Genomic DNA, 24,718 nt, shown 5'->3' with positions numbered 1-24,718 from the left:
GGTCGTGGACGGTAGGAGGGTCACACCTTGCGCCACCGGGCGTTGCACCAGGAGAAGGCGCCGAACGCGACCAGGCCCAGCGCGATCAGCGCCAGCAGCCAGGGCCCGGCGGGCAGGTCGCGGAAGGAACGCAGGGTGTCGTCCATCCCCTTGGCCTTGCCCGGCTCGTGCTGGACGGCCGCGATCAGGGCGAACACCCCGGCCACCGCGAAGACGACGCCGCGCGCCGTGCCGCCGCCCACACCGAGGACGTCGACGATCTTCCGCACGGTGGGGGACATCTCGCCGGTGCGCAGATGCTTGCGGAACTTGCGCATGATGGCCCGGGCCGCGATGTACACGCCCGCCCCGATCACCACGAGCCCGGCGGCTCCGACGATCCACTGGCCGCCGGGCCACTTCATCGCCATCGCCGTCACGTCGTCGCTCTGTTTGTCCGAGGAGCCGCCGCCGCTGCCCTTCTGCCCGGCCGCGTAGGACAGCACCGAGTAGGAGACGAACGCGTAGAACACCGCGCGCACCGCGGACATCGCGCGCTTCGACGCCTTGCCGCCGTCCGGCCCGGCGCTGCCGACCACCGCCTCCGACAGCCGCCACAGCGCCATCCCGGCCAGCGCGATGCCGACGATCCACAGCATGGCGGCGCCGAACGGCTTGTCCGCCAGCTCGGCGAGGGCGCCGCCGCGGTCGGCCTGCTGCTTGCCGCCGTCACCGCCCAGGGCTATCTGCAGGGCTATGACCCCGACGAGCAGGTAGATCAGTCCACGGGCGACGAAGCCCGCCTTCGCCGCCGCGGTCATCGCCGGGCTGTCGGCCGCTCGCCGGGCCTGCCCCCGACCGCGCTGTGCCAGAACGCTTGAGTCCATGACACACCCGATGCCCCGGCGTGTCCGCGTCACGCCTGACCGGCGGCCACGTGCCAAGGTGAGCTGTGATCGACTCCGACAGCGCCACCTCCCGGCGGCGCCCGCGCCCCGGCTATCTCGCCGCGGCGGGCGTCTTCGCCGTGGGCATGATGGGCACCACGCTGCCGACCCCGCTGTACGGGCTGTACCGGGAGCGGATCGGGTTCTCCGAGCTGATCGTGACCGTGGTGTTCGCGGTCTACGCGGTCGGCGTCATCGTCGCCCTGCTGCTCGCCGGAGGCGCCTCCGACGTGCTGGGACGGCGCCCGGTGCTGATCTGCGCCCTGACGCTGTCCGCGCTCAGCGCGGTGTGCTTCCTGCTGGAGGGCGGGCTGCCGCTGCTGTACCTCGGGCGGGTGCTGTCCGGCTTCTCGGCGGGCTTGCTCAGCGGCACCGGCACGGCCGCCGTCCTCGACCTCGCGCCGCCCGAGCACCGGGGGCGGGCGGCACTGGCCGCCACCGCCGCCAACATGGGCGGGCTCGGGCTCGGCCCGCTGGTCTCCGGGCTGCTCGCCCAGTACGCGCCCCGGCCGCTGATCCTGCCGTTCGTCGTCCACCTCGGCCTGCTGGCGCTTGCGCTCGTCGTCACCCTGCTGCTCACCGAGACCGTCCACCACGAAGGCGCCCGGCCCCCGCTCCGGCCGCAGGGAATGCGGGTACCGCCCGAGGTACGCGGGGTGTTCGGCCCCTGCGCACTGGCCGCCTTCGCGGGGTTCTCCCTGCTCGGCCTGTTCACGGCCGTCGCGCCCGCCTTCCTCACCGAGACCCTCGGCGAGCACAACCTCGCGGTCACCGGCGCCGTCGTCTTCAGCGTCTTCTGCGCCTCCACCGGCGGCCAACTCCTCATGGGCCGCATCGGCGCCCGCGCCGCCCTCCCCTGGGGCTGCGCCGTACTCGCCGTCGGCCTGGTCCTGGTCGGCACCTCCCTCCTGGCGAAGTCCCTCCCCCTCCTCCTCATCGGCGCCCTCACCGGCGGCGCGGGCCAGGGCATGGCCTTCCGCGCGGGCCTCACGGCAGTGGGCGCGGCAGCTCCCGAGGAACACCGGGGCGCCACCATCTCGGCCTTCTTCGTGGTGGCGTACCTCGGCATCTCCGTCCCGGTCGTCGGCGTGGGCGCGCTGACGGTGGGTGTGGGGGTGCGCGGGGCGGGGATGGTGTTCACGGCCTGCGCGATCGTGCTGGTGATGGCGGTGGGGGCGCGGGTACGGGTGCGTCCGCCTCGGGGGCTGTAGCTCGTACTTGTCGCTACGGGGCCGAACTCTTCGGGCAGTCCGTCTCGATCTCATGGACTTCCGCGCCTGATCCGTACGTAATTGCCTCCTTCAGGGAGTTCGAAAGCATCGGATGGGCGGTGACGTTCTCCATGGAAAGCACAAGGAAGTGCCTGGCGCTGTGCTGTTCGATGATCTGGCCGATGCGCCCGACCGCGAGCGAGTTGCCCGGCTCGAACTCAATGTGGCAGAGGTCGAAGTGGTGTTGTGCCGCGTACTCGGAAAATAGCTTCTCCTGCATGGCGGTCAGTTTGTCTGTGTCCTTCGGGTCGATGCGCAGATAGGCAACGGCCTTCGGGCGCGGGGGTGTACTCATGATGCTCTACCTCGAACTCTTCTCATGGGGCGACAAGGAGTCAGCCGTTCAGGGCGAAGGCGCACCAGACGACTTTTCCGCCGGTCGGCGGGAGGTAGTAGCCCCATTCCTTGGACATGCTTTCCACCAGCTGCAGACCGCGTCCACCCTCGCTCGTGAACGACACGGCTGCGGAGCGGACCGGCGGCCGGGTGTCCGAGTCGGCCACCTCTACGAGAAGCCGCATGCGACGGTGCCGCAGGGTCAGAGCCAAACGACCCGGTGTGGCTGTTTTCGTCGCGTGCTGGACGGCATTGGTGACCAGTTCGGAAACCGCCAGGGCGGCGGAATCGACGTCATCACTCGACACCCGCCACGCATTCAGGACGTCGCGCGCGTGGCGTCGTGCCCAACGCACTGCGTCCGGCTGCGCGGCCAGTTCCAGTCGGCTGACCAGTGTTTCCTGGGGCATGGGACATTCCCTCGCAGCTCGCGGTCAGGGGTGAACTACCTGGTCAGAGCATCGAGGTTGGTACGACTGCCGCGTCATGGCACGACTGCATGGACGGGTATGCATGGGATGCATGGAAGGGCGGGCGTGGGGCGTCTACTGTCCCTAGATTGGGCGGGTACAACGCCTGTATCGCGAGTGAGGTACGACGAATGGCACCGGCTGAGGTTCGATTCTGCTCTTGCGGCACCCGGCTGGCCCGCGACAACCGCACGGAGCGGTGCTCGGCTTGCGTCCGCCGCGCGCAGGTCCAAGGCGTCGGTGAGGCACCGATCCCTCCGGCCGAATTCTGGCGACACCCTGTCATGGTGGAGGCACTGGACTCCTGGCATATGGGTCAGGTGTTCTACGCCTATCGCACGCACCCCTGGCACGGTCGAGTGCTTTCCCAAGATAGGCTGGCCGCATGGCTCGACCTCAATCAGGCACAACTCAGTCGGATCGAGAGTGGCAAGCCGCCGCAGGACCTCGCCAAGCTCATGAGATGGGCGCATAGCCTCTACGTGCCCGGAGACCTACTGTGGTTCAAGTTGCCCGATGCCAAGCAGTCCGTCTCAACCGAGGTGGTGCTTGCGAAGAATCCGAGCGAAAAGCCGAGCGCTGAGCCGGACAGGATGTCGGCCGATGTGCTGCTGCGAGTCGTTGTCCACGGCCGCACGGTTTTGATTCCGGTAGCCGCAGAGACTCTCGCAGCGAACGGGTTGGGCGAACTGCTCAACCAGTCGGTGGAAGCTGCCGTCATGGACTCCGTTGGAAGAGAAACAATGAGTGCCTTCAACCGCCGCGAGTTCTTAAAGACCGGGGTCGCCGCTGCCGTACTGCCGAGCCTCGGCCTTGACAGTGTCCTTGAAGACGCCCACCGTTGTGCGGATGGCCCCATTGTCGCGTACTTCGGCCGGGTGCTCGAAAAGGCCAAGCAAGACGACGGTGCCCTCGGCCCGAAGAAGACGCTGCCGGTCGTACTCGGCTTGCTGGACGCGCTCGAGAGCCAGGTCCGTGAGGTCAAACCGAGCGTGCGCCGTGAGTTGCTCAGCGTCGGAGCCGAGGGCGCGGAATTCGCCGGGTGGCTGTACCGGGACATCCAACAGCCGCAAGCGGCCGTGGCCTGGTACGACCGCGCCATGGAGTGGGCGCAGGAGGCCGACGACGCCTCCATGCAGGGCTACGTGCTTCTCAAGAAGTCCCAGATGGCCTACGACGAGCGAGATGCCCTCCGAGTACTCACCCTGGCCCAGGCCGCCGGACACGCGAGGTGGCAGCTTCCCGCCCGTGTGCAGGCGGAGGTGACGCAGCAGGAGGCGCTCGGCCGCGCCATGCTCGGTGACCCACTGGACGTCGTACGCGGCCAGTTGGACACCGCCGCGACCCTCCTGGCGAGCGCTTCCGACGATGACCCCGAAGCGCTCGGGGCCTACTTCAACGGGCACACCCGCTTGCTCCGCGACGCCATCACCCTCACCGAGGCGGGTAAGCCGAACCGGACTGTGGACCTGTTCGGCGAGGTGCTGAGCGCCAACGCCATGTCCCACCGCGATACGGGGTTCTTCAATGCGCGGCGGGCGGCGGCCCTGGCGCTCAGTGGTGAACCGGACGAGGCCGCGAAGATCGGCACGGATTCCGCGTCGGTGGCCTACGAGGTGAAGTCGGAACGGACCGTACGTGTTCTCGGGGAGGTCTTGCACAGTCTGGACCGGTGGCGCAGCCGACCAGCGGTACGCGAACTCCGCGACGTGCTCAACTCGGTCGGTTGATCCATTCGGTCACCGTACGAATGACGAACGCCTGGTACTCCTGACTCTTCGGCTCCCGGTACTGCGGGTCATCGTGTACGGCGAAGCCGTGCTGCGCGCCTTCCACCGGCACGAGCCGCACGGGCGCGGTGAAGCGCGGCACGGCATCACGGGAGGACTCGAACGGCACCAGCGTGTCGGCCGTGCCGTGCACGATGAGCGTGGGCGCCTGCACTTCTTCCAGGACTTCGTGCGGCTTGAGCCAGAACACCTCATTCAGCATTGGGCGGCCGTGGCGGAGGGTGGGAGTGAACTGGATCGCGCCGCGCTCGGTGAGTTCCGCGGCCGCCTCGTCACTGATGACATCATCCGTCCAGTAGTCCCGGCTGTCGATGGTCCGGCGCTTGTAGTCGAGTTGCGGATTGAAGAGCACCAACCCGCCGATCTCGTCGGGCCGCTTGGCCGCGTAATACGCGCAGATACCGCCGCCGAAGCTCGCTCCGAGGAGGGTGAGCTGCTGGACTCCGGTCTCATTCCGTAGATAAGCCAGCATGACGCGGATGTCGTTGAGGATCATGGAGAGCGTGAGTTCTTCCTGCCGTCCTTCGCTCTCGCCGTGTGCCCGGAGGTCGAAGCGGAGGCTGGCGATGCCCGCCTCCGCGAGGCCATTCGCAAGCCGAGTGAAGAACCCGCCTTCTTCCCGAGTGACCCCACCGCCGTGCACCAGGAGCACAGCACGGGTGGCCTGTGTACGAGGTTGCTCCAGGGTGCCCGCGAGGTGCAGACCGTCAAAGGTGCGTACCGTCACGCTGTCAGTCGCCATGCGGGCAAGCGTAAATCGGGTGTGACTGCCAATAGCTCGGCTTCGCGCCCCAAGGCGCTGGACGAGACACGCGCGCGAAAGGGGTCGGCAGTCGTGGAGGAGATACCGGAGTGCGGCATCGCGGGGGAGGCGACCTTGCTCGTTCCCGCCACGGAGGAGCATCTGCCGCTGCTCGCACGGTGGTTCGCAGACCCCGAGTTCGTCCGCGAGTGGGGCGGGCAGCCGCTCGGGCGCGAGGAAGTGGCCGCGAAGTACATCGGGAGACGGCGGCCCGCAGTGGTCTCGTTGCTGGTCCTCACGGGTGTGGAGCCCGTGGGTTACGCCCAGTACGTCGCCGCCGGGCCGCACGATGGCGGCATTGACATGGTGCTCGCGCCCCACGCCCAGGGGCGGGGATACGGTCCTGACGCCGCCCGCGCCCTCGTCCGGCACCTGCATACCTGCGTGGGATGGGACCGCGTGACCGTCGATCCTGAAGCGTCCAATCGCCGTGCCGTCAGGGCGTGGAGCAAGGCGGGTTTTCGCCCGGTCGGCCCACGGGGGAGCCGGTTGCTGATGGAATGCGGGCGTCCCGTAGATCGAACGAGCACCGGGTGAGGGGATGAGTGCGACTCACCGCTGAGGCGTCGGCCCCGCCTCGCGTACCGTCGTCGTCACCCTCACCTGGCAAGGCGTGCGCGGGGTCGAGGCGAAGCCGAAGCGGACCGGAGGGTCGACCGGGGCGAGCGGGCCCAGGTCTCGGCCGTCGAGGACGGTGGTCGCGGAGGTGAGCCGGTGCAGATCGTGGGCGCCGTACCACTCGTACCGGCCGCCTCCGGCGGAGCCCCGCGTGGGTACGCCCAGCAGCAGCCGGGAGACGGGATCGGTCACGGCGGCGAGGGCGGGGCGGGAGACCAGGGGCCCGGCGACATGGAGCAGGGTGCCCAGCGGTCCCCGGCGGCCGACGGTGAAGGTGAGGTCGAGCGCCGCGCCTGCGGTCACGGTCCAGTGCGCCCCGGCGATCCGCACCCGCACGGGCACGAGCCGGACCTCGTCGAAGGAGTACGTCCCCGCGATGAAGTCGGCCACCTGCCGGGTCGGCGCCAGCAGGACGCGGTGACCGTCCGCCCGCTCCACCATCACGTCGCTGAAGGGGCCGAAGGGGGTCCGGGGCCAGTGGCCCAGGACCAGGCGGGTGCCGGAGGCCGTGCCGATGCCGGTGATCCAGCCGTCGAAGCGGAGGTCGACGGAGTCGCGCGGGGGTGGGGGCGGGGCGTCGCGGCCGGGGGGCATCACGTGCGACGGATGCCCCTGGCACGAAGCGGTGAAACAGGTCAGACGCCCGATGGGGTGGCCCGCGACAGGATCTCGGCGGCGACCGCCAGCGCCTCGGCGCGGTCCTCGGGGACGAGGCCGATGCGGGTGCGGCGGTCCAGGAGGTCGGACGGGTCGAGGGCGCCCTCGTGGCGGGCGGCCCAGAGGAGTTCCGCGCGGGTGACCGGGTGGCCGGGGAGTACCGGCTCGGCGAGCGTCGGGTCCTGCTCGGCCAGAGCCTGCACCGCCAGCGCCTCGGTGCCGTAGCGGCGGACCAGGCGGGCGGGGGCGGGGAGGTCGCGGAGGCGCTCCGGGGCGGCGGCGCCGACCAGGGGGAGTGCGGCGGTGGGGGAGGGGGCGGAGGTCAGGCCGCACGCGTCCACGGCGTCCTGTGCCATCCGCCGGTACGTCGTGAGCTTGCCGCCGACCACGGTGACCACCCCGTCCGCCGAGGTCAGCACCGCGTGCCGCCGCGAGATGTCCGACGTGCGCACCGAGCCGGGCGCGCCCGGCACCGACGTGTCCAGCAGCGGGCGCAGCCCCGCGAACGCGCCGTCCACCTCGTCCCGGCGCACCGGCGCGTCCAGCACCGAGCCCAGCACGTCCAGCAGGAAGCCGATGTCCGTCTCCGGTACCTCGGGCACGTCCGGGATCGCGCCCTCGACCGGCTCGTCGGTGAGGCCCACATAGGTGCGGCCGTCGCCCTGCGGGAGCACCAGCACGAAGCGGTTGGTCTCGCCGGGCACCGGTATGTGCAGGCCCGCCGGGAGCGCGCCCAGGCGCTCGGAGCGCAGTACGAGGTGGGTGCCGCGGGAGGGGCGTACGCGGAAGCCGTCCACCAGGCCCCCGGCCCATACGCCGGTCGCGTTGACGACGGCACGCGCCCGTATCTCCCCTTCCTCGCCGGTGAGTTCGTCCCGGAAGCGGGCCCCGGTGCGGCCGAGCGACAGAGCGCGGACGCGGGTGAGGACCCGGGCTCCGTGTGCGGCGGCGGTGCGGGCCAGGGCGGTGACCAGGCGGGCGTCGTCGGTCACCTTGCCGTCCCAGGACAGCAGGCCGCCGCGCAGCCCGGTCGCGCGCACCGAGGGCGCGAGGTGCCGGGCCTCGGCCGCCGTCAGCCTGCGCGGCACCGGCAGCACCTGGCGCGGGGTGCGGGCGGCCAGCCGGAGCATGTCCCCGGCCCGGAACCCCGCCCACGCCAGCGACGCCTGCGCCCGTGACACCAGCGGGGTCAGCGGCAGGACGAAGGGCTGCGCGGCGACCAGATGAGGTGCCGTGCGTGTCATCAGCACGCCCCGCTCGACCGCGCTCTCGTGCGCCACGTCGAACTGCCCGGCCGCCAGATAGCGCAGGCCCCCGTGGATCAGCTTGGAACTCCAGCGGGAGGTACCGAAGGCCAGGTCGTGGGCGTCGATCGCGACCACGTCCAGACCGCGCGCCGCCGCGTCCAGGGCGACCCCCGCACCCGTCGCGCCGAGGCCCACCACCAGCAGGTCGGCCGTGCCGCCCCCGGCCGCCCTGGCCAGCTCGCGGGAGCGGCGCGCGGCGCCGAGCGACGAACCCGGCGTGGCCGTACGGTCTGCGCGGTCGCGGATGCTCATGGGGTGAGGGTCCTTTCCAGAAGGGTGCGCAGCTCGCCCAGGAAGGCGGCGGCGTCCAGCTCGGGGTCGTCCTCGTCGGTCATGGTGCGCAGCGACAGCGCGAAGGACTGCACCAGCAACAGCACGGCGCGGGCCTGCCGTTCGGGATGCGTCACGCGCACCGAGCCGTCCGCGTGACCCTCGCGCAGGGCGTCGCTCAGCAGCGTCAGCAGGGCCTCCTGGGTGGCGCCGCGCCGGTCGAGGACGTAGGGGAGCAGCAGCTCGGGGTCGACGTCCAGGATCTTGTGGAACAGAGGGTGGTCGCGGAACTCGGTGACGCCCGCGACCAGTCCGGTCACGATTCGGGCGCGGGTATGTGGGCCCTCCGACGCCTCGGGCATCGCGCGGGTGGCCACGGCGAGCCACTCGCGGGTCATCAAGTCGCCCACCAGCGTGCGCAGATCGGGCCAGCGCCGGTACAGCGTCATCCGGGAGACCCCGGCGCGGCGGGCCACGTCGGCGAGCGTGGTGCGGCGGACACCTACGGCCAGGACGCAGTCGCGCACCGCGTCGAGCACGGTGTCGGCGTCCGAACGGTTGTGACGGATGGACGTCATGTGTAACAGTGTAACGCCCCGGCGGCCGGGGCGAGATGGCGCCGCACACACCGAACCGACTGGGTGAGGACGACCGTTCGATGGACATGCTGTGGAACGGCTGGGGCGACCCGGCGAAGGCGGCCCCCCTGCCCGACGCGGTGGCCGGACTCCTGCACGACTTGCTCGGCGTCCGCCCGAGCCCCTCAACTCCTCTCGCGCTGACCGACCTTGAGCTGCCCGAGCCCACGCTCTCCCCGGCCGTCCTCAAGGACCTCGCCGCCGCGGTAGACCATGTCCGCACCGACACCGAGAGCCGCGTCCGCCACACCCGCGGCAAGTCCACGCCCGACCTGCTCCGCATCCGTGCGGGCGACCTCACCGACGTACCGCAGGCCGTCGTCCTGCCCGCCTCCCACGAGGAGGTGCTCGCCGTGCTGCGGGCCTGCGCCGCGCACGCGGTGGCGGTCGTGCCGTTCGGCGGCGGCACCAGCGTCGTCGGTGGACTCGCCCCCGAACAAAGGGAGTTCATCGCCCTCGACCTGCGCCGGATGGACGCCCTGCTCGACCTCGACCCGGTCTCCCGCACCGCCGTCCTCCAGCCGGGCCTGCGCGGTCCGCAGGCCGAAGCGCTGCTCGCCGCACAGGGGTTCACGCTCGGCCACTTCCCGCAGTCCTTCGAGTGGGCCACCGTCGGGGGCTTCGCCGCCGCCCGCTCCAGCGGCCAGGCGTCCGCCGGGTACGGCCGCTTCGACGAGATGGTCCTCGGCCTCACCCTCGCCACCCCCGAGGGCACCATCGAGACCGGCCGCGCCCCGCGCTCCGCCGCCGGACCCGACCTGCGCCAGCTGATCCTGGGCTCCGAGGGCGCCTTCGGCGTCATCACCTCCGTCACCGTCCGGGTGAGGCCCCAGCCCGAGCAACGCCTTTACGAGGGCTGGCGGTTCGCCACCTTCGCCGAAGGCGCCGCCGCGCTGCGCAGGCTCGCCCAGGACGGGCCCCGGCCCACCGTGCTCCGGCTCTCCGACGAGACCGAGACCCTGGTCGGCCTCGCCCAGCCCGACGCCATCGGCGCCGCCCTGGCCGACGGCGGCACCGGCTGCCTCGCCGTCACCGGCTACGAGGGCACCGAGGCCGACACCGCCCGGCGCCGCGAGGAGGCCGCCGCCGTCCTCCGGGAGTGCGGCGGCACCCTCGTCGGCACCCAACCCGGCGAACGCTGGGCCCACGGCCGCTACGAAGCGCCCTACCTCCGTGACGCCCTCCTCGACGCCGGTGCCTTCGCCGAGACCCTGGAGACCGCCGCGTTCTGGTCCCGGATACCCGAGCTGTACACCGCCGTACGCACCGCCCTCACCGACACCCTCACCGGCGCCGGCACCCCGCCCCTGGTCATGTGCCACATCTCCCACGTGTACGAGAACGGCGCCTCCCTCTACTTCACCGTCGTCAGCGCCCAGGGCGAGGACCCCCTCACCCACTGGACCCCGGCCAAGCACGCGGCCAACGAGGCGATCCTCGCGGCGGGCGGCACCATCTCCCACCACCACGGCGTCGGCACCGACCACCGCGACTGGTACGTCCGTGAGGCCGGACCCCTCGCCGTCGACGCGCTGCGTGCCGTCAAGGCCCGCCTCGACCCCGCCGGGCTGCTCAACCCCGGCGTCCTGCTCCCCACCGACTGACCGCGCCCGGAGGCACACCGATGCGAGAGTTCACCGCCGTGGTCAACCCGACCGCGGGCGCCTCCACCGGGGCCGCCACGCTGCTCCAGGTGGCCCGGCACCTCCGCGAGGCGGGCGCCACCCTGGAGACCGAGTACAGCCACAGCCTCGCCCACGCCCGCGAGACCGCCCTGCGCGCCGGGGAGAGCGGCCGGGTCGTCCTCGCGGTCGGCGGCGACGGCATGGCCGGGGGCATCGGGGGAGCGCTCAGCGGCACCGGAGCCGTGCTCGGCCTCGTACCCGCCGGACGCGGCAACGACTTCGCCCGCGCCCTCGGCCTGCCCGCCGACCCCGCCGCCCTCGCCGAGATCCTGCTGCACGCCGCGCCCCGGCACGTCGACACCATCGAGGTCGAGTCCGCCGTCCACCCGCGCACCGTCGTCCTCGGCAGCGTGTACGCCGGGGTCGACGCCCTCGCCAACCGGTACGCCAACCAGTCCCGGCTGCTGCGCGGCGCCGCCTCCTACTACGCGGGCGGACTGCGCGCCGTGGCGACCTGGCGCACCGCCGACTACCGGATCACCGTCGACGGCGAGGAACAGCGGCACCGCGGCTACACCGTCGTCGCCGCCAACTCGCCCTACTACGGCTTCGGCCGCGCCGTCGCCCCCGCCGCCGAACTCGACGACGGCCTCCTCGACATCGTGCTGATCCGCGAGGCCCCGCGTCGCCTGTTCTTCGCCCTCATGAACGAGCTGAAGACCGGCGCCCACGTGCACCGCCCCGAGGTACGCGTGCTGCGCGGCCGGGAGCTGCGCATCGAGGCCGACCGTCCCGTGCCCTACGGCGCCGACGGCGAGGTGGAGGCCGCGCTGCCCGTCACCGTGCGGGTCCGCCCCGCCGACCTCGCCGTGCTGTGCCCGTCACCGGGCCCGCGGGGAACGAAGCGGTAACGTCTTGCAACCGCGCCCGCGTCGACAAGGTCTGGACCGGCATGAAGATCTCTTTCCTGCTCCACAGCGCGTACCCGATCGGAGGGACGATCACCACGACCTTCAATCAGGCCGGGGCACTCGCCGAGCGCCATGACGTGGAGATCGTCTCCGTGTTCCGGAACCGGGAGCGCCCGCAGCTCACCCTGGACCCCCGCGTCCGGCTGCGGTCGCTGATCGATCTGCGCGAGGAGCAGGACCACCCGGCCCACCGCGAACCCGCGCGGGTCTTCCCCGCCGTCGAAGGACGGCACTCCGACTACAGCAGGCTGAGCGACGAGCGGATCGCCGAACACCTGGCCACCACGGACGCCGAGGTCGTCATCGGCACCCGGCCCGGACTGAACGTGCACCTCGCCCGCCAGGCGCCCGACCATGTGCTGCGCGTCGGCCAGGAACACCTGACCTGGGGTCACCACTCGCCGCGGCTGCGCACCGTGCTGCGCCGCGCGTACCGCCGTCTCGACCTGCTCACCACCGTCTCCGAGGCGGACGCGCGCGCCTACCGGCGCGGCGCGTGGCTGCCCGGCGTCCGTGTCGAGGCCGTGCCCAACAGCGTGCCCGAGCCCGAGCTGCCGCCCTCGGACGGCCGCACCCAACTGATCGTCGCCGCGGGCAGGCTCGTCCCGATGAAGGACTACGAGACCCTGATCCGCGGCTTCGCGCACGTCGCCGCCGCCCACCCCGACTGGCGGCTGCGCATCTACGGCAGAGGCCAGGAGCGTGACCGGCTGCGCGCCCTCATCGAACGGCTCGGCCTCAGCGACAGCGCCTTCCTGATGGGCGCCGCCGTGCCCATGGAGGCCGAGTGGGTCAAGGCGTCCATCGCCACGGTCTCCTCCAACTTCGAACCCTTCGGCATGACCATCGTCGAGGCGATGCGCTGCGGGCTGCCCGTCGTCAGCACCGACTGCGCCCACGGACCCGGCGAGATCATCCAGGACGGCGTCGACGGACGGCTCGTCCCGGTCGGTGACGCCGACGCCTTCGGCGCCGCCCTGCTGGAGCTGGTCCGCGACGACGAACGCCGCCGCACCATGGGCAAGGCCGCCCTGGAGAACTCCCGCCGCTTCGCCCCCGACACCGTCGTGGCAGGCGCCGAACGCCTGCTGGCCGACGCCCTCGCCGCCAAGACGGCCGGCCGCCGCCCCGCCCGCGCACCCGGGGCCGCACGCCGCCGCCTGACGGCAGGCGGCCAGAGCGCCCACGACCTCGCGTACACGGCCGCCTCCGCCGCGGTGCGCACCGTGCGCGGGTGGCGGCGATGAGCACGACCAGCGACAAGGAGCCCCGCGTGATCCGCGTGACCTGTGTGGCGGACGCCGACGGCCGCCTCACCTTCGACCTGCCCCTGCCCGCGCCGGACGGCCGCCCCCACCTGCTGCTCAAGGCCAGGCCCCGCAAGGGCGTGGCCGACCCCGCCGTACGCCGTCTCCCGCTCGAAGCCACGGGCGACGGCCGGAGCCGTGCCGTGCTGGAGCCGCTGCCCGTGCTGGAGGAGGGGCGCTGGGACGCCTTCCTGGTCCGCGAACCGGACGGCGAACCCGAGCGGTTGGGGTCCGGCCCGCTGGATCTGCGGGTCCTGGTCGACGGCGCCCGTATCGACCGGCCGTCCCCGGTGGCGGTCCGCATCCCCTACCGGGCGCAGGACGGCTTCCTCGCCCTGCGCACCTGGCTGCGTCCCGCGCACGCGGAGACCGACCGGATCGAGGTCGCCGACCGCGCCACCACCGTCACCGCCCGCCTGCACGGCACCGAGGCGGGCGAAGACGCCGTCGTCCGGCTGCGGGGGCGGGAGAGCGGCGCGGAGCGCACCGTCCGCGCGAGCACCGACGGCGACGGCCGGGACTTCCGCTTCACCGTCGACCACGCCGAACTCACCGGCGGCGACGGCGCGGGCGTCCGCTACTGGGACGTGGACGTGCTGCCCGCCACCGGCGCGGCCCCCGTCCGGGTGGGCCGCGTCCTGGACGACGTGGCGGACCGCAAGCACTCCTTCGTCTACCCGGCGAGGAAAACCGGCGGCCGCCTCGTACGCCTCTACTACACGGTCGACAACGACCTCGCCTTCGAGGTAACCACCCCCGGCTGAGCCCGGCTACGGCAGGGTGCGGCACAGCAGCGCCGCCGGACCCTGCCGGGCACCCAGCCGCGTGGTGAACGCGATCCCGGCCGCGTACTCGTTCACCTGGCACTGGCCCTTGTACGCGCCCTGGGCGAACTCGCCGCCCACGCCGTCCGGGGGCCGGTTGTCCGAGCGGTCGAACCACACGGTCCGCCCGCTGCCCGCGAGCGCCGTCCGGCCCGGTGCGCACAGCGCCGCCGACACCCGCTCGCCCCGCAGGGAGTAGCCGATCAGGAACGCGCCCGACGGACACTGGAACTTGGTGTAGCCGCCCGCCCAGTCGCCGCCGGAGACGAACCGCTCGTCCTTGACGACGCTCTGCGCCCCGTCCGCCGCACGCAGATCGGCCGCACCCGCGTCCGTGCACAGCCCGCGCCCGCCGGTGCTGCTCAGCCCGGCCAGCCGCAGCCCGTCCGGGCAGGCCGCCTTGTACGCGCCCGCGTCCCAGTCGCCGGTGCCGCGCACCCGCAGCGACTCCACCGCGTCCCCGTGGTCGGTGTTCAGCATCTTCCACACGGCGGCCGTCGGCACCGCACCCGACTTCCCCGGTGTGTCCATCAGGTGCCGCCAGGCGGTGGCCCGCCAGTCGCCGGAGTCGAGGAGCCCGGAGCGTCGGCCGCCCTCGTCGTAGCGCAGCAGCGCCCAGTCGTCGTGCCCGTCGAAGCCGACCAGCGGCCAGTACGCGAAGTCGGCGTCGTGGTCGGTGAAGTAGTCGGTGATGTTGCCGAACCAGGCGCGGGTCGCCGGGTTGGTCTCCCCGGCACCGGCGCCGAACTCACTGATCCACACCGGCGCGGTGTAGTGGCGGCCGGACTCCTCCACGAAGAACGCCTCGTCGGTGAGGGCCGCGTTCAACTCGTCGCGGGACAGGTCCTGGTAGCGGGCGTCGTGCGTCTCGCCGATCCCCGTGGCGCCGCTGTGCCGGGGGCCGGTGTAGCCGTAGAAGTGGGCCGAGTAGACCAGCTTGTGGGAGTCGACCAGGGTGTGCGAGAGGGTGCGGGCCGGGCTCAACTGCGGGCGGCCGTGCGGGAGTCCGTCGACCGGGAGGCCGGTCCAGTTGATGCCCTCGATCACGATGAGCAGCCTGGGGTTGGCCTCGGTGAGGATGCGGTCGCCCGCCGTCTGGGCCGCCGCGTACCAGTCGTGCGCGTCGCCCAGGCCCCAGTTGGGGTCGTCCAGGATGTCCCGGCGGACCTCGTTGTACAGATCGGCGCCGACCACGCCGGGCACGGAGGCGTAGCGGCGGGCCATGAACACCCAGTCGTCGGCCCACTGCCCGGTGGACTGGCCGCTGTTCCAGCGTTCGTTGCCGTCGATGCCGCAGCACCAGCGGGAGGTGTTGGTGTGGTTGTTCAGGATCACCGCGAACCCGGCCTGGCTGAGCGCGTCCACCACCGCGTCGTACACCTGGAGCGGGGTCCTGCCGCGCAACTGCGGGTTGGCGGCGACCGCCGCGTCCGGGACGGGGGTCGTGCGGTGGACCAGCTCGTTGGAGAACGGGAGCCGGATGGTGTTCACGCCCAACTCCCGGAAGTCGGAGAGCAGTCGGGCGATCGGCACGCGGTCCAGTCCGAGCGGGATGTCGTGCGCGTTCTGGCCCGCGTGGTGGTTCGCCGGGTCGTCCACGCTGCCGCTGCCGGTCCAGGAGCCCTGTGCACCGTCCCAGTTGGCCGCCTTCAGCCGGAACCGCTTCCCCCGGCTGTCCACGATGTACCGGCCCCGCGTCGACAGCGGGGCCGACCAGTCGGCGGCCGCCTGCGTGGCGGAGTGCGCGACCGGCGCCGGTGCCGGGACCGGTGCGGCGTGTGCCGTGATGGTCATGCTGGAGGCGAGCAGCAGTCCGGCGGCGGTGGCGGCCAGACGCAGGGAACGGGGAGCGGTCGGCATGGAGGCGGCCCTCGGCTGTGATGGGGGGGGTGGGAGCGCGGGAATGCGTGGAGCGCAGTGTCCACCACGCCGCACCCGTCACGGAAGGCGCCCGGCGGTCGATCCCGTCACATCCGTTCACACCCCAACTCTCATGCGTGGACGGCCAGTTCGGCCCAGATGGTCTTGCCCCGGTGCTCCCGCCGGGTGCCCCAGCGCTCGGTGAGCTGGGAGGTGATGGTCAGACCGCGGCCGTGCTCGTCGTCGTCCTCGGCCTGCCGCAGCTGTGGGGCCGTGCTGCTGTCGTCGGTGACCTCGATGATCAGTGCCTCGTCCCGGACCAGCCGCAGCCGGATCGGCCCCTCGGAGTAGCGGACCGCGTTGGTGACCAGCTCGCTGACCACCAGGGTCGCGGTGAACGCCAGGTCCCCCAGTTGCCAGTGCCCGAGCCGCTCGTCGGTGCGCTCGCGGGCCAGCGAGACCGCCTGCGGCTCGTTCGGCAGCGACCACGACGCCACCTTGTCCGCGCCCAGGGTGAGCGTGCGGGCGACCAGCAGCACCCCGTCGTCGGCCGGGTGATGTGGCGCGAGGTCGTGCAGCAGGGCGTCGCAGATGTCCGGCAGCGGCCGGTCCCGTGGCTGCAACGCGCTGTTCAGCCGGGTCAGTTGGTCCCCGGATTCGGGGCTCGCGTCCCGCAGCAGCACCGGGTTGCACAGCACCATCAGCGTGCCCTCGGGTACGTCGAAGTGTCCCGCGCGATAGCGCGGCGTGCCCCGGCCCAGCGCCGGGCCGACCGGCACCTGCGCGAAGGCCACGGGCTCGTCCGGCCGGGCCACGGCGGGCGGCGGATGGCCCGCGCTGGCCACCGTGCACCGGCGCGCCACCGGGTCGTAGACCGCGTACAGACACGAGGTGCCCGCGCGCAGGCTGTCCAGGGACTCGTCCGGGTGCCGCGACTCCTCCGCGTCCAGTCGGCCCACCAGGTCGTGCAGCCGCTCCAGCAGCTCCTCGGGCGGCAGGTCGAGCGAGGCCAGCGCGCCGATCGCGGCCCGCAGACCGCCCATCGTGACGGCGGCCCGGATGCCCCGCGTGGGCGGCTCCCCGACGACCAGCGCCACCCGCGCCCCGGACAGCGGGATGATGTCGAACCAGTCCCCGCTGGTGCTGCTCGGCAGATAGCTGTGCGCCGTGGCCACCGCGCTGTGCCCCGGCACATGCGCCGGGCGCAGACTGAGCTGGAGGATACGGGCCACCGAGCGCTCCCGCGTGTACAGGCGCGCGTTGTCCAGACACAGCGCGGTGTGCCGGGTCAGCTCGGTCGCCAGCCGCAGATCGTCCTCGGAGAAGGGCGCCGTGCCCCGGCCCCGGTAGAAACGCGCCAGGCCCAGCACCCCGCCCCGCGCGGCCAGCGGCACCGCCATCTTCGAGTGCGCGCCGTTCGCCTGGGCGACCTCCTGCCCACCGCGCCGCGCGGGCCCGTTCACCGGCTTCTCGTGGTCGGTGAGGAGCACCGGGCGCCCCTCGGTCAGCACCTCCTTGTACTGGGAGGTGAGCCCCGGTTCCATCACGCAGCCGACCCCCACCGTCCGGTTCCCGTTCGCCGCGCGCACCGACCGGTACCCGGCGCAGCGCAGCAGCAGATCGTGGCCGAGCGACCCCACATCCGGCACATCGCCCCGCAGCACCGCGTCCAGCACGTCGATCACCACCGTGTCGGCCAGGTCGGGCACGCTGATGTCCGCCAGCTCCTGCGCGGTGCGCACCGTGTCGAGGCTGGTGCCGATCCGGGCGCTCGCCTCCCGCAGCACGCTCAGCCGGACCTGCGCCCGGTGCCGCTCGGTGGCGTCCACGACGCTGAGCGCCACCCCCGGCCGCCCGCCGTGCGCGTCCCGCAGCCGGAACGCGGACAGCGCCAGCACCCGGTCCGGCGCGTCCGGCGTGGCCCCGCCCGCCACCTCCACGTCCCGCTGGGGCTCCCCGGTGGCCAGCACCTCGCGCAGCATGGTCTCCACCGGCTCCTGGTGCAGTCCGGCCGCCCAGTCCCGGAACGGCTGCCCGAGCGCCCCGCCCAGCGGCAGCGCGCCGAAGTCCCCGGCCGCGTCGTTGAAGCCCACCAGCCGCAGCGTGCCGTCGAGCACGTACAGCGGGTGCGGCGAGTCGGCGAACAACGCGTCGAGCACGGCCCTGTCCAGGTCACGGCCCCGGTCCGCGGTCCTGTTCTGCGATGTGTCCACCCCTCCAGACTGCGCCCGCGAGCGGCGCCATGTCGTGCCGACCGGCCCCCGCCCCGGTGCCGCCCGGCCCCGCCCCGCACCGTTCGTGCGCTGGGGCCATCTGTGCCAAGCTCGACACATGACTCCCGCGAACACGACCGGCAACGAGGGCACCACGCTGTACTACGGCGACCTGTCCGCGCCGCACGTGCTCCAGGTCTTCCTGGAGATGCGCGACCGTGCCTCCGCCCGTATGGCCAAGACGCTCCTGGACACCATCCAGAAGGGCGCCGACGACGGAAAGTACGCGGTGAAGTTCCACTTCGCCGGGACGATGGACAACACCGTGGGCGGCAACGGCGACCAGAAGGCGCTCAGCGCGCTGGCCGCCGCGAGCGACGAGGGGCAGAAGCAGTTCATCGAGTACCTCGGCGCCCTCTTCGACCACCAGCCCTTCCCGCCCGCGGAGGACAAGTTCTCCGAAGGCTCGGTGCTGCTGTCGGTCGCCGGTGACGTGGACGGCCTGCGCTCCGCCGACTTCGACCACAAGATCTCCGACGAGACCTATCTGACCTGGGCCGGGGAGTCCATCGCCACCTTCGAGACCTTCGGCCTGCCCGGCACCCCGGCCGTCTGGTACGACAAGGACAACATCCCCGTCACCACGGTCGAGGGCGAAGTGGACACCGACCCGCAGAAGTTCCTCGCCGCGATCAAGACGTCCTGACCGCACCGGATGCGCGGCCCGGCCGCTGGGTAGGGAACGACCGTCCGGCCATCGGGCCGGGCGGTCGACACGCGCGCGGAGAGGGGACGGGGCGATGACTTCCGAGCAGGAGGCCGGTGGCCGGGTGCTGGCGGTCGCGGTGTACGACGGACGGCTGCTGCTGGTGAGCCAGGGGGACGACGCCCCCTGGACGCTGCCCTCCGGCACCGCCGAACCGGCCGAGACACCGGGCGCGACGGCCGAGCGCGTTGTGTACGAACTCACCGGCTACCTCGTCGACGGCACCGAACCGCTCGGCCCGCCGCACGGCGAGTCCCCGGACGCCGTCCCGGCCGTGGTGTGCCAGCTGCTCACCGACTCGCCGTCCGGCGGGGCCTCGCTGCCGCCCGAGCAGATCCGCTGGGTCGCCTTCGCGGACGCCGAGCGGGACGCGCTGCCGTCCGCCGTGCGCGCCTACCTCCAGGGCCACAGCCCCGTCTGACCAGCCCGGCGGGCGGTACGGAGCAACCCCCCCCCGTACCGCCCCTTCAGCCGTGCGGTCTCACTCGGCGGGGGTCTTCTCCGCCTCGCCCGGCTCCGGGTGACGCACACTCAGGTGCAGCGAGTCGTCCCGCACGTCTGCGACGATCGTGTCGCCCTTCTCGACGCCGCCGGACAGCACCAGCTCCGCGATCCGGTTGTCCAGCTCGGTCTGGATCGTGCGGCGCAGCGGACGCGCGCCGAACTCCGGCTTGTAGCCGTGCGCCACCAGCAGCTTCTTCGCCGCCTCGGTGACCTCCAGACCGATGCCCTGGGCCCGCACCCGCTTGGCGCTGCGGGCCAGCAGCAGGTCGATGATGTGCCCGAGGTTCTGCTCGCTGAGCGCGTGGAAGACGATCGTCTCGTCGATCCGGTTCAGGAACTCCGGCGGGAAGTGCCCCTGGAGCACCGACTCCAGCTCGCCCCGGATCTCGTCCACCCTGCCCTGGTGGGCCAGGATCAGCTGCGAGCCGATGTTGCTCGTCAGGATGACCACCGTGTTGCGGAAGTCCACGGTACGGCCCTGCGAGTCGGTCAGCCGACCGTCGTCCAGCACCTGGAGCAGCGTGTGGAAGACATCCGGGTGCGCCTTCTCCACCTCGTCGAACAGCACCACGCTGTAAGGCTGGCGGCGCACCTTCTCGGTGAGCTGGCCCGCCTCGTCGTAGCCGACGTAGCCGGGCGGGGAGCCGACCAGGCGGGACACCGTGTGCTTCTCCTGGAACTCGCTCATGTCGAACCGGATCAGCCGGTCCTCGTCACCGAAGAGCAGCTCCGCGAGCGCCTTCGCCAGCTCCGTCTTGCCGACGCCCGTCGGACCGAGGAAGAGGAAGGAGCCCACCGGACGGTCCGGGTCGCCCATGCCCGCCCGGTTGCGGCGCACCGCCTGGGCGATGGCGAGGACCGCCTCGTCCTGGCCGACGACGCGGTCGTGCAGCGCGTCCTCCAGCTTGAGCAGGCGCTCCTTCTCGCTCTCGGTCAGCTGCGCCACCGGGATGCCGGTGCGGCGGGAGACGATCTCCGCGATGTCGTTCTCGGTGACCGCGACCACGCCCTCGCGGCGCTCCTCGATCTGCGCGAGTTCGGTCTCGATCCCGGCGATGTGGTGCTTGAGTTCCTTGGCGCGGTCGAACTCCTCGGTGGCGACCGCCTCGTCCTTCTCCCGGTTCAGCCGGGCGAGGGAGTCCTCGCGGTCCTGCACCTCCTTGGACTTGCCGCGCGAGCGCAGCCGCACCCGCGCACCGGCCTGGTCCAGCAGGTCGATCGCCTTGTCGGGCAGGAACCGGTCCGCGATGTACCGGTCCGACAGCTCGGCCGCCGCGACCAGCGCCGCGTCGCTGAACCGGACCTGGTGGTGTGCCTCGTACGCGTCCCGCAGGCCCTCCAGGATCTGGACGGTCTCCTCTACGCTGGGCTCGGGCACCTTCACCGGCTGGAAACGGCGCTCCAGCGCGGAGTCCTTCTCCACGTACTTGCGGTACTCGTCCAGCGTGGTGGCGCCGACGACATGCAGCTCGCCGCGGGCCAGCGCGGGCTTGAGGATGTTCCCGGCGTCCATCGAGCCCTCGCCGCCGGAACCGGCGCCGACGACCGTGTGCAGCTCGTCGATGAAGAGGATCACGTCCTGGGACGCGGACGTCACCTCGTCGATGACCTTCTTCAGCCGCTCCTCGAACTCGCCCCGGTACTTCGCCCCGGCCACCAGACCGGCCAGGTCCAGCTCGACGACCCGGCGGCCCTCCAGCGTGCGCGGCACGTCACCGGAGACGATCCGCTGGGCGAGGCCCTCCACGATGGCGGTCTTGCCCACACCGGGCTCACCTATCAGCACCGGGTTGTTCTTGGACCGGCGGGACAGGATCTCGATGGTCTGCTCGATCTCCTCACCGCGCCCCACCACCGGGTCGAGCTTCCCGGCGCGGGCGTCGGCGGTGAGATCGCGCCCGTACTCGTCCAGCGTGGGCGTGCTGCTCGGCTCCTGCCGGGCCTCGGCCTTCGCGGCGGAACCGGCGTCGCGGGCCACCTTGCCGGTGTCCACTCCCAGGTTCCGGGCCACCGAGGCGGCCTGGTCGTGGCCCGGGTCGAGCAGCGCCTGGAGGATGTGCTCCGGCCCGATGTACGAGGCACCGGTCGCCTGCGACACGGCGTGCGCGCCGATCAGCACGCGCTTGGCGGCCGGGGTCAGCCCCGGCTCGGCCGACGGGGTGCCGCTGCCCGCGGGCAGGGCCGCCTCCAGCTCCTTGGCCAGGTCGTCCGGGTCGGTACCGGAGCGGGCGAGCAGGGTGCGGGACGGCTCGACCTGGGTGGCCGCCCACAGCAGATGCTCGGTGTCCAGGTCCCCGCTGCCGTCCTCGTGGGCGCGCTGCGAGGCTCGCGCGATCAGCTCACGCGCGGAGTCGGTCAGCAGTCGGCCGACCGGAACACGCTGCACCGCCGGTGGCGAGGACGCCGCGGACATACCGAAGAAACGATTCAGCAGGTCGGAAAACGGGTCCGACGATCCGAAAGAACCGAACGCGCCCATAGGTGGCACTGACATATGCGCATCAGCCTCCTCTGTCTTCCCTCACGGGAACCCCAGCTAAACACAGAGGAGTTACGGAAGTCGTCGTCCGTCACACATCCAACTCCGGCCGCACTCAGTGGTGGAGAAGCCGCGCGAGCAGCAGGTAGGCCCGCTGTTCGGCCGCCGCGAGCGCCGCCGGATCGATGCCCGCCGACAGCAGTTCGCCCGCCGCCGCGTCGTCCGCCTCGCGCAACTCGACCACGGCGACGGCGAGATGGACCGGGATCACCGGATGCGGCGGCCGGGAACGGAACACCAGCGCGCGCTCGGCACGCTCGGTCGCCTCGGTGCACTGTGCGAGCGCCCGCTCCACCCGTACCGCCGCCCGGTCGTGCACCACCAGCAGCGCGCACACCAGCCCGATCACGATGCCCAGCAGACTCCCGAGCCCCCGGTCCACGATCAGCTCCTCGGGAGACTCCGGGTCGGCCAGATCGCTCAGCAGCAGCGCCAGCGGGGTCAGGAAGACCACGCCCAGGCCGTAGTTGCGTACGACCATGTACTCCATCAGGAACTCCAGCGCCACGACCACCAGTGCCAGCACGACCGGTTCCGGGTGCCCCGCCAGCACCCCCAGGGCGATCATCAGGCCGAGAGCCGTGCCCAGGGTGCGCTGGACGGCCCGCTGGACCGTGGTGCGGACGTTGACCGAGTGCAGCACCGCCGCCGCCGAGATCGCCGCCCAGTAACCGTGCCCGAGGCCCAGCGCCAGCGCCGCGCCGCCCGCGACCAGCGTGCCCAGCACCATCCGCAGCGCGGGCACCAGCAGCACCGACACCGGCTTGCGCCCGCCGGGCCGCCCCCGCACCAGCACCCAGGCCCGCCGCGCGGCCGGATCGTCCGGCACCGGCGCGCGCGGCGAGAAGCGGCGGCCCGGCTCGCGGGGCAGCGAGGAGTACGCGGCCAGGTCGGCCAGCACCTGCGCGTACCGCTGATGCCGGTCGGCCAGCATGGCCGCCTGCGTGCGCAGCAGCCGGGCCAGCTCCGGCGGGTCTTCGGGGGTGCCGCGCGTGGAGTCGATCAGCAGCGACCAGGACAGGTCCGTCAGCCGCACACAGGTGTTGTCCTCACCTGGCCGCGCGGTGGTGGTCGGCGGCGCCAGCCCGAGCGAGTCGTACGCCTGGAGCACCGCGGCGGTCGCCCGGTGCCGGGACCGGCCCACCCCGCCCCTGGCCGTGTCCAGCAGCTCGGCGAGCTGGCGCAGCGCGGCGGCCACCGAGAGCCGCTGCGGACGGTCGGGATGGACCAGGCGCCCCAGCAGGGCCAGCGCCCACGCCAGCAGCGAGCCCGCCAGGGCCATACCCGTGCGCGGCAGCACCTGGCCCGGCGTGGTGGTGGCGTTGGCGGACACCGCGAAGGAGAACAGCAGCAGGATCGCGCCCAGCCCGCCGAGCCCGGTCGCGTCACAGACGTACTTGCACACGCCCGCCACCAGCGCCGTCGCCGCGACCACCACCGCCGCCCCGGCCACACTGGACCAAGGGCGCGCCACCGACGCCAGCGCCGAACCCAGGCCCACGCACGCCGTCATGGCGAGCGCGACCCAGGCCAGCACCCGCGCCCGGCGGCGGTAGGGCAGATTCCGGCCGAACGTCGTCGTGAACGCCCCGAGCATCCCGTACACCGCGAGATCGGGCCGTCCGGCCAGCACGACCGGCAGGCCCGCGAGCGCCATGGCCAGCGCCGCCCGCACCGCGAACAGCAGCGCCCCGTCCACCCGCTGGAGGGCCAGCACCCCGCGCGGGAACAGCACGTGGCCGACGCCGGAGGTGTCCCACCGGCGCCCGCCGCCGGTACCGGCGGGGGAGGAACGGCGCGAAGGGGACATGTTCGGTGTATACCACCTGGCCCCGTCCCAGTCCTGATCGACTTGTGGGGGCGTGTGCGGGGGATGTCATCCGCCGGGCCGGAAGCGCTGGACGCGGCTAGGGTGGGGCCGTATGAGCATGTGGCTGTCCGCGGTTCCCAGGCTCGGCGGGTCCCTCGTCGTCGGAGCGGTCGTCGGTCTCGTCATCGGCCTGACCGGCAATCCGGCGTCGCTGGCGACCCTGTCCGGCATCGCCGCGGTGGGCACCGTCTTCGTGGTCACCGGCTGGATCGCGCTGTGGCCCATGGACGCCGAGGCCACCCACGCCAACGCCCGGCGCGAGGACTTCCGGCCCGCCGTGGACGAACTCGTGGTCGTCGGCGTCTCGCTGTGCGGGCTCGGCGGCATCGTGCTGATGCTGGTCGCCCACCGCAGTGACGACGACACCGGCGCCGCCGCGGCCGTCGCCCTGCTCGGCGTTCTCATGGCCTGGGCCGCGCTGCACCTGATGTACACGACCCGCTACGCCTACCTGTACTACGGCCCGGCCAAGGGCGGTATCGACTTCAACTCCGAGCTGAAGCCCGCCTATCCGGACTTCTTCTACTTCAGCTACAACCTCGGCATGACCTACCAGGTCTCCGACACCAGCGTGTCCAGCCCGATCATCCGGGCGGTGGCGCTCCGGCACTGTCTGCTGTCGTACCTGTTCGGCATCAGCGTGCTGGCCACCACCATCAACCTGGTCGCGGGCGTCGTCACCGGCTGATCAGCAGGCGCCGACCCACTCCGTCGCGCCGTCCGCGAAGATCTGCCGCTTCCAGATCGGCACGTCGTGCTTGAGGGTGTCGATCAGCTTGCGGCACGCGGCGAACGCCTCCGCGCGGTGCGGGCAGGAGACCGCGGTGATCACCGCGACGTCCCCGATCGCCAGCAGGCCCGTACGGTGCACGGCGGCCAGCGCGCGCACCGGGAACTCGGCCGCGATCTCCTCCGCCACCCGCCGCAGCTCCCGCTCGGCGGACGGGTGCGCGCTGTACTCCAGGGACGACACCGACTTGCCGCCGTCGTGGTCGCGGACCGTGCCGACGAACAGCGCGGTGCCGCCCGCGGCGTCGTCGCCGACCGCCCCGTACACCTCGTCGAGGGTGAGCGGGGTGTCCCGCAGGGCGAGCAGACGGACGGGGGAGGGGAGCAGGGTGGGAAGCGACATGGGGTGATCCGGTTTCCGGGTG

The 24,718-nt window shown here is 72.4% G+C and carries 22 protein-coding genes; 10 read left to right on the top strand and 12 right to left on the bottom strand.

The genetic code is table 11. The annotated features are described in order from the left end of the window. Nucleotides 1-20: 20 nt before the first annotated feature. Entirely contained in the window at nt 21-866 is an 846-nt protein-coding gene (locus ACI2LY_RS01000) for a DUF1206 domain-containing protein (protein ID WP_404705222.1), read from the bottom strand. A gap of 68 nt (nt 867-934) precedes the next feature. Between ACI2LY_RS01000 and ACI2LY_RS00995 the strand changes: the two genes are divergently transcribed. Continuing rightward, nucleotides 935-2,137, top strand: coding sequence for an MFS transporter (locus tag ACI2LY_RS00995; protein WP_404706452.1), 1,203 nt, complete (start codon nt 935-937; stop codon nt 2,135-2,137). Nucleotides 2,138-2,150: 13 nt separating this feature from the next. Here ACI2LY_RS00995 and ACI2LY_RS00990 read toward each other — a convergent pair whose 3' ends face one another. Further along, a complete protein-coding gene (locus ACI2LY_RS00990) occupies nt 2,151-2,492 on the bottom strand; it encodes a hypothetical protein (RefSeq protein ID WP_404705221.1) in 342 nt (113 codons plus the stop codon). A 40-nt stretch (nt 2,493-2,532) separates the two neighbouring features. Further along, nucleotides 2,533-2,943: an ATP-binding protein gene (locus ACI2LY_RS00985; protein ID WP_404705220.1), complete on the bottom strand. Its 411-nt coding sequence runs from the start codon at nt 2,941-2,943 to the stop codon at nt 2,533-2,535. Between the two features lie 344 nt (nt 2,944-3,287). Between ACI2LY_RS00985 and ACI2LY_RS00980 the strand changes: the two genes are divergently transcribed. Next, nucleotides 3,288-4,733 (top strand): XRE family transcriptional regulator, encoded by a 1,446-nt coding sequence (locus tag ACI2LY_RS00980; RefSeq protein ID WP_404705219.1) that lies wholly within the window; start codon nt 3,288-3,290, stop codon nt 4,731-4,733. Here ACI2LY_RS00980 and ACI2LY_RS00975 read toward each other — a convergent pair. Next, complete coding sequence (locus ACI2LY_RS00975) at nt 4,717-5,535, bottom strand: alpha/beta hydrolase (RefSeq protein ID WP_404705218.1); 819 nt, start codon at nt 5,533-5,535, stop codon at nt 4,717-4,719. The genes ACI2LY_RS00980 and ACI2LY_RS00975 overlap by 17 nt on opposite strands. Before the next feature lie 102 nt (nt 5,536-5,637). On the opposite strand from ACI2LY_RS00975, the gene ACI2LY_RS00970 reads away from it, so the two are divergent. After that, entirely contained in the window at nt 5,638-6,132 is a 495-nt protein-coding gene (locus tag ACI2LY_RS00970) for a GNAT family N-acetyltransferase (protein ID WP_404706451.1), read from the top strand. Between the two features lie 15 nt (nt 6,133-6,147). Here ACI2LY_RS00970 and ACI2LY_RS00965 read toward each other — a convergent pair whose 3' ends face one another. Genes ACI2LY_RS00965 through ACI2LY_RS00955 form a run of 3 tightly spaced genes read right to left on the bottom strand, consistent with a single transcriptional unit; the run spans nt 6,148 to nt 9,025 of the window. Then, on the bottom strand, nt 6,148-6,807 hold the full coding sequence (locus tag ACI2LY_RS00965; RefSeq protein ID WP_404706450.1) for a hypothetical protein: 660 nt from the start codon (nt 6,805-6,807) through the stop codon (nt 6,148-6,150). A gap of 41 nt (nt 6,808-6,848) precedes the next feature. Next, nucleotides 6,849-8,429: a glycerol-3-phosphate dehydrogenase/oxidase gene (locus tag ACI2LY_RS00960; protein ID WP_404705217.1), complete on the bottom strand. Its 1,581-nt coding sequence runs from the start codon at nt 8,427-8,429 to the stop codon at nt 6,849-6,851. Further along, nucleotides 8,426-9,025 carry a TetR/AcrR family transcriptional regulator gene (locus ACI2LY_RS00955; RefSeq protein WP_404705216.1) on the bottom strand — a complete coding sequence of 200 codons (600 nt, stop codon included), beginning with the start codon at nt 9,023-9,025 and terminating at the stop codon, nt 8,426-8,428. Before ACI2LY_RS00955 ends, ACI2LY_RS00960 begins: the two co-directional genes overlap by 4 nt. Nucleotides 9,026-9,105: 80 nt before the next feature. Between ACI2LY_RS00955 and ACI2LY_RS00950 the strand changes: the two genes are divergently transcribed. The 4 genes from ACI2LY_RS00950 to ACI2LY_RS00935 are packed head-to-tail and all read left to right on the top strand — an operon-like array spanning nt 9,106 to nt 13,752. Then, complete coding sequence (locus ACI2LY_RS00950; RefSeq protein ID WP_404705215.1) at nt 9,106-10,689, top strand: FAD-binding oxidoreductase; 1,584 nt, start codon at nt 9,106-9,108, stop codon at nt 10,687-10,689. 20 nt (nt 10,690-10,709) lie between these two features. Beyond that, entirely contained in the window at nt 10,710-11,621 is a 912-nt protein-coding gene (locus ACI2LY_RS00945) for a YegS/Rv2252/BmrU family lipid kinase (RefSeq protein WP_404705214.1), read from the top strand. Between the two features lie 41 nt (nt 11,622-11,662). Next, the gene (locus ACI2LY_RS00940) at nt 11,663-12,928 is read left to right on the top strand and encodes a glycosyltransferase family 4 protein (RefSeq protein ID WP_404705213.1); all 1,266 of its coding nucleotides are present in this window, start codon (nt 11,663-11,665) and stop codon (nt 12,926-12,928) included. Next, a complete protein-coding gene (locus tag ACI2LY_RS00935; RefSeq protein WP_404705212.1) occupies nt 12,925-13,752 on the top strand; it encodes a transferase in 828 nt (275 codons plus the stop codon). The genes ACI2LY_RS00940 and ACI2LY_RS00935 overlap by 4 nt, the downstream gene beginning before the upstream one ends. 6 nt (nt 13,753-13,758) lie before the next feature. On the opposite strand, the gene ACI2LY_RS00930 is transcribed toward ACI2LY_RS00935, so the two are convergent. After that, a complete protein-coding gene (locus tag ACI2LY_RS00930) occupies nt 13,759-15,672 on the bottom strand; it encodes a glycoside hydrolase family 5 protein (protein WP_404705211.1) in 1,914 nt (637 codons plus the stop codon). A gap of 131 nt (nt 15,673-15,803) precedes the next feature. Beyond that, complete coding sequence (locus ACI2LY_RS00925) at nt 15,804-17,885, bottom strand: SpoIIE family protein phosphatase (protein WP_404705210.1); 2,082 nt, start codon at nt 17,883-17,885, stop codon at nt 15,804-15,806. Nucleotides 17,886-18,003: 118 nt separating this feature from the next. Between ACI2LY_RS00925 and ACI2LY_RS00920 the strand changes: the two genes are divergently transcribed. Both ACI2LY_RS00920 and ACI2LY_RS00915 read left to right on the top strand, forming a co-directional pair. Further along, complete coding sequence (locus ACI2LY_RS00920) at nt 18,004-18,591, top strand: thioredoxin domain-containing protein (protein WP_404705209.1); 588 nt, start codon at nt 18,004-18,006, stop codon at nt 18,589-18,591. Between the two features lie 94 nt (nt 18,592-18,685). Further along, the gene (locus ACI2LY_RS00915; RefSeq protein ID WP_404705208.1) at nt 18,686-19,072 is read left to right on the top strand and encodes an NUDIX hydrolase; all 387 of its coding nucleotides are present in this window, start codon (nt 18,686-18,688) and stop codon (nt 19,070-19,072) included. A 60-nt stretch (nt 19,073-19,132) separates the two neighbouring features. Here ACI2LY_RS00915 and ACI2LY_RS00910 read toward each other — a convergent pair whose 3' ends face one another. Beyond that, entirely contained in the window at nt 19,133-21,649 is a 2,517-nt protein-coding gene (locus ACI2LY_RS00910; RefSeq protein WP_404705207.1) for an ATP-dependent Clp protease ATP-binding subunit, read from the bottom strand. 100 nt (nt 21,650-21,749) lie between these two features. After that, complete coding sequence (locus ACI2LY_RS00905) at nt 21,750-23,504, bottom strand: FUSC family protein (RefSeq protein WP_404705206.1); 1,755 nt, start codon at nt 23,502-23,504, stop codon at nt 21,750-21,752. Between the two features lie 112 nt (nt 23,505-23,616). On the opposite strand from ACI2LY_RS00905, the gene ACI2LY_RS00900 reads away from it, so the two are divergent. Beyond that, nucleotides 23,617-24,252 carry a DUF1345 domain-containing protein gene (locus ACI2LY_RS00900; protein WP_404705205.1) on the top strand — a complete coding sequence of 212 codons (636 nt, stop codon included), beginning with the start codon at nt 23,617-23,619 and terminating at the stop codon, nt 24,250-24,252. Here ACI2LY_RS00900 and ACI2LY_RS00895 read toward each other — a convergent pair whose 3' ends face one another. After that, nucleotides 24,253-24,696, bottom strand: coding sequence for a molybdenum cofactor biosynthesis protein MoaE (locus ACI2LY_RS00895; RefSeq protein ID WP_404705204.1), 444 nt, complete (start codon nt 24,694-24,696; stop codon nt 24,253-24,255). It abuts the gene before it with no gap. Nucleotides 24,697-24,718: the final 22 nt, after the last annotated feature.

It is taken from the genome of Streptomyces sp. NPDC002176 (genome assembly GCF_044903645.1).
Taxonomy (GTDB): Bacteria; Actinomycetota; Actinomycetes; order Streptomycetales; family Streptomycetaceae; genus Streptomyces.
This window is presented reverse-complemented; position numbering and strand designations above follow the sequence as displayed.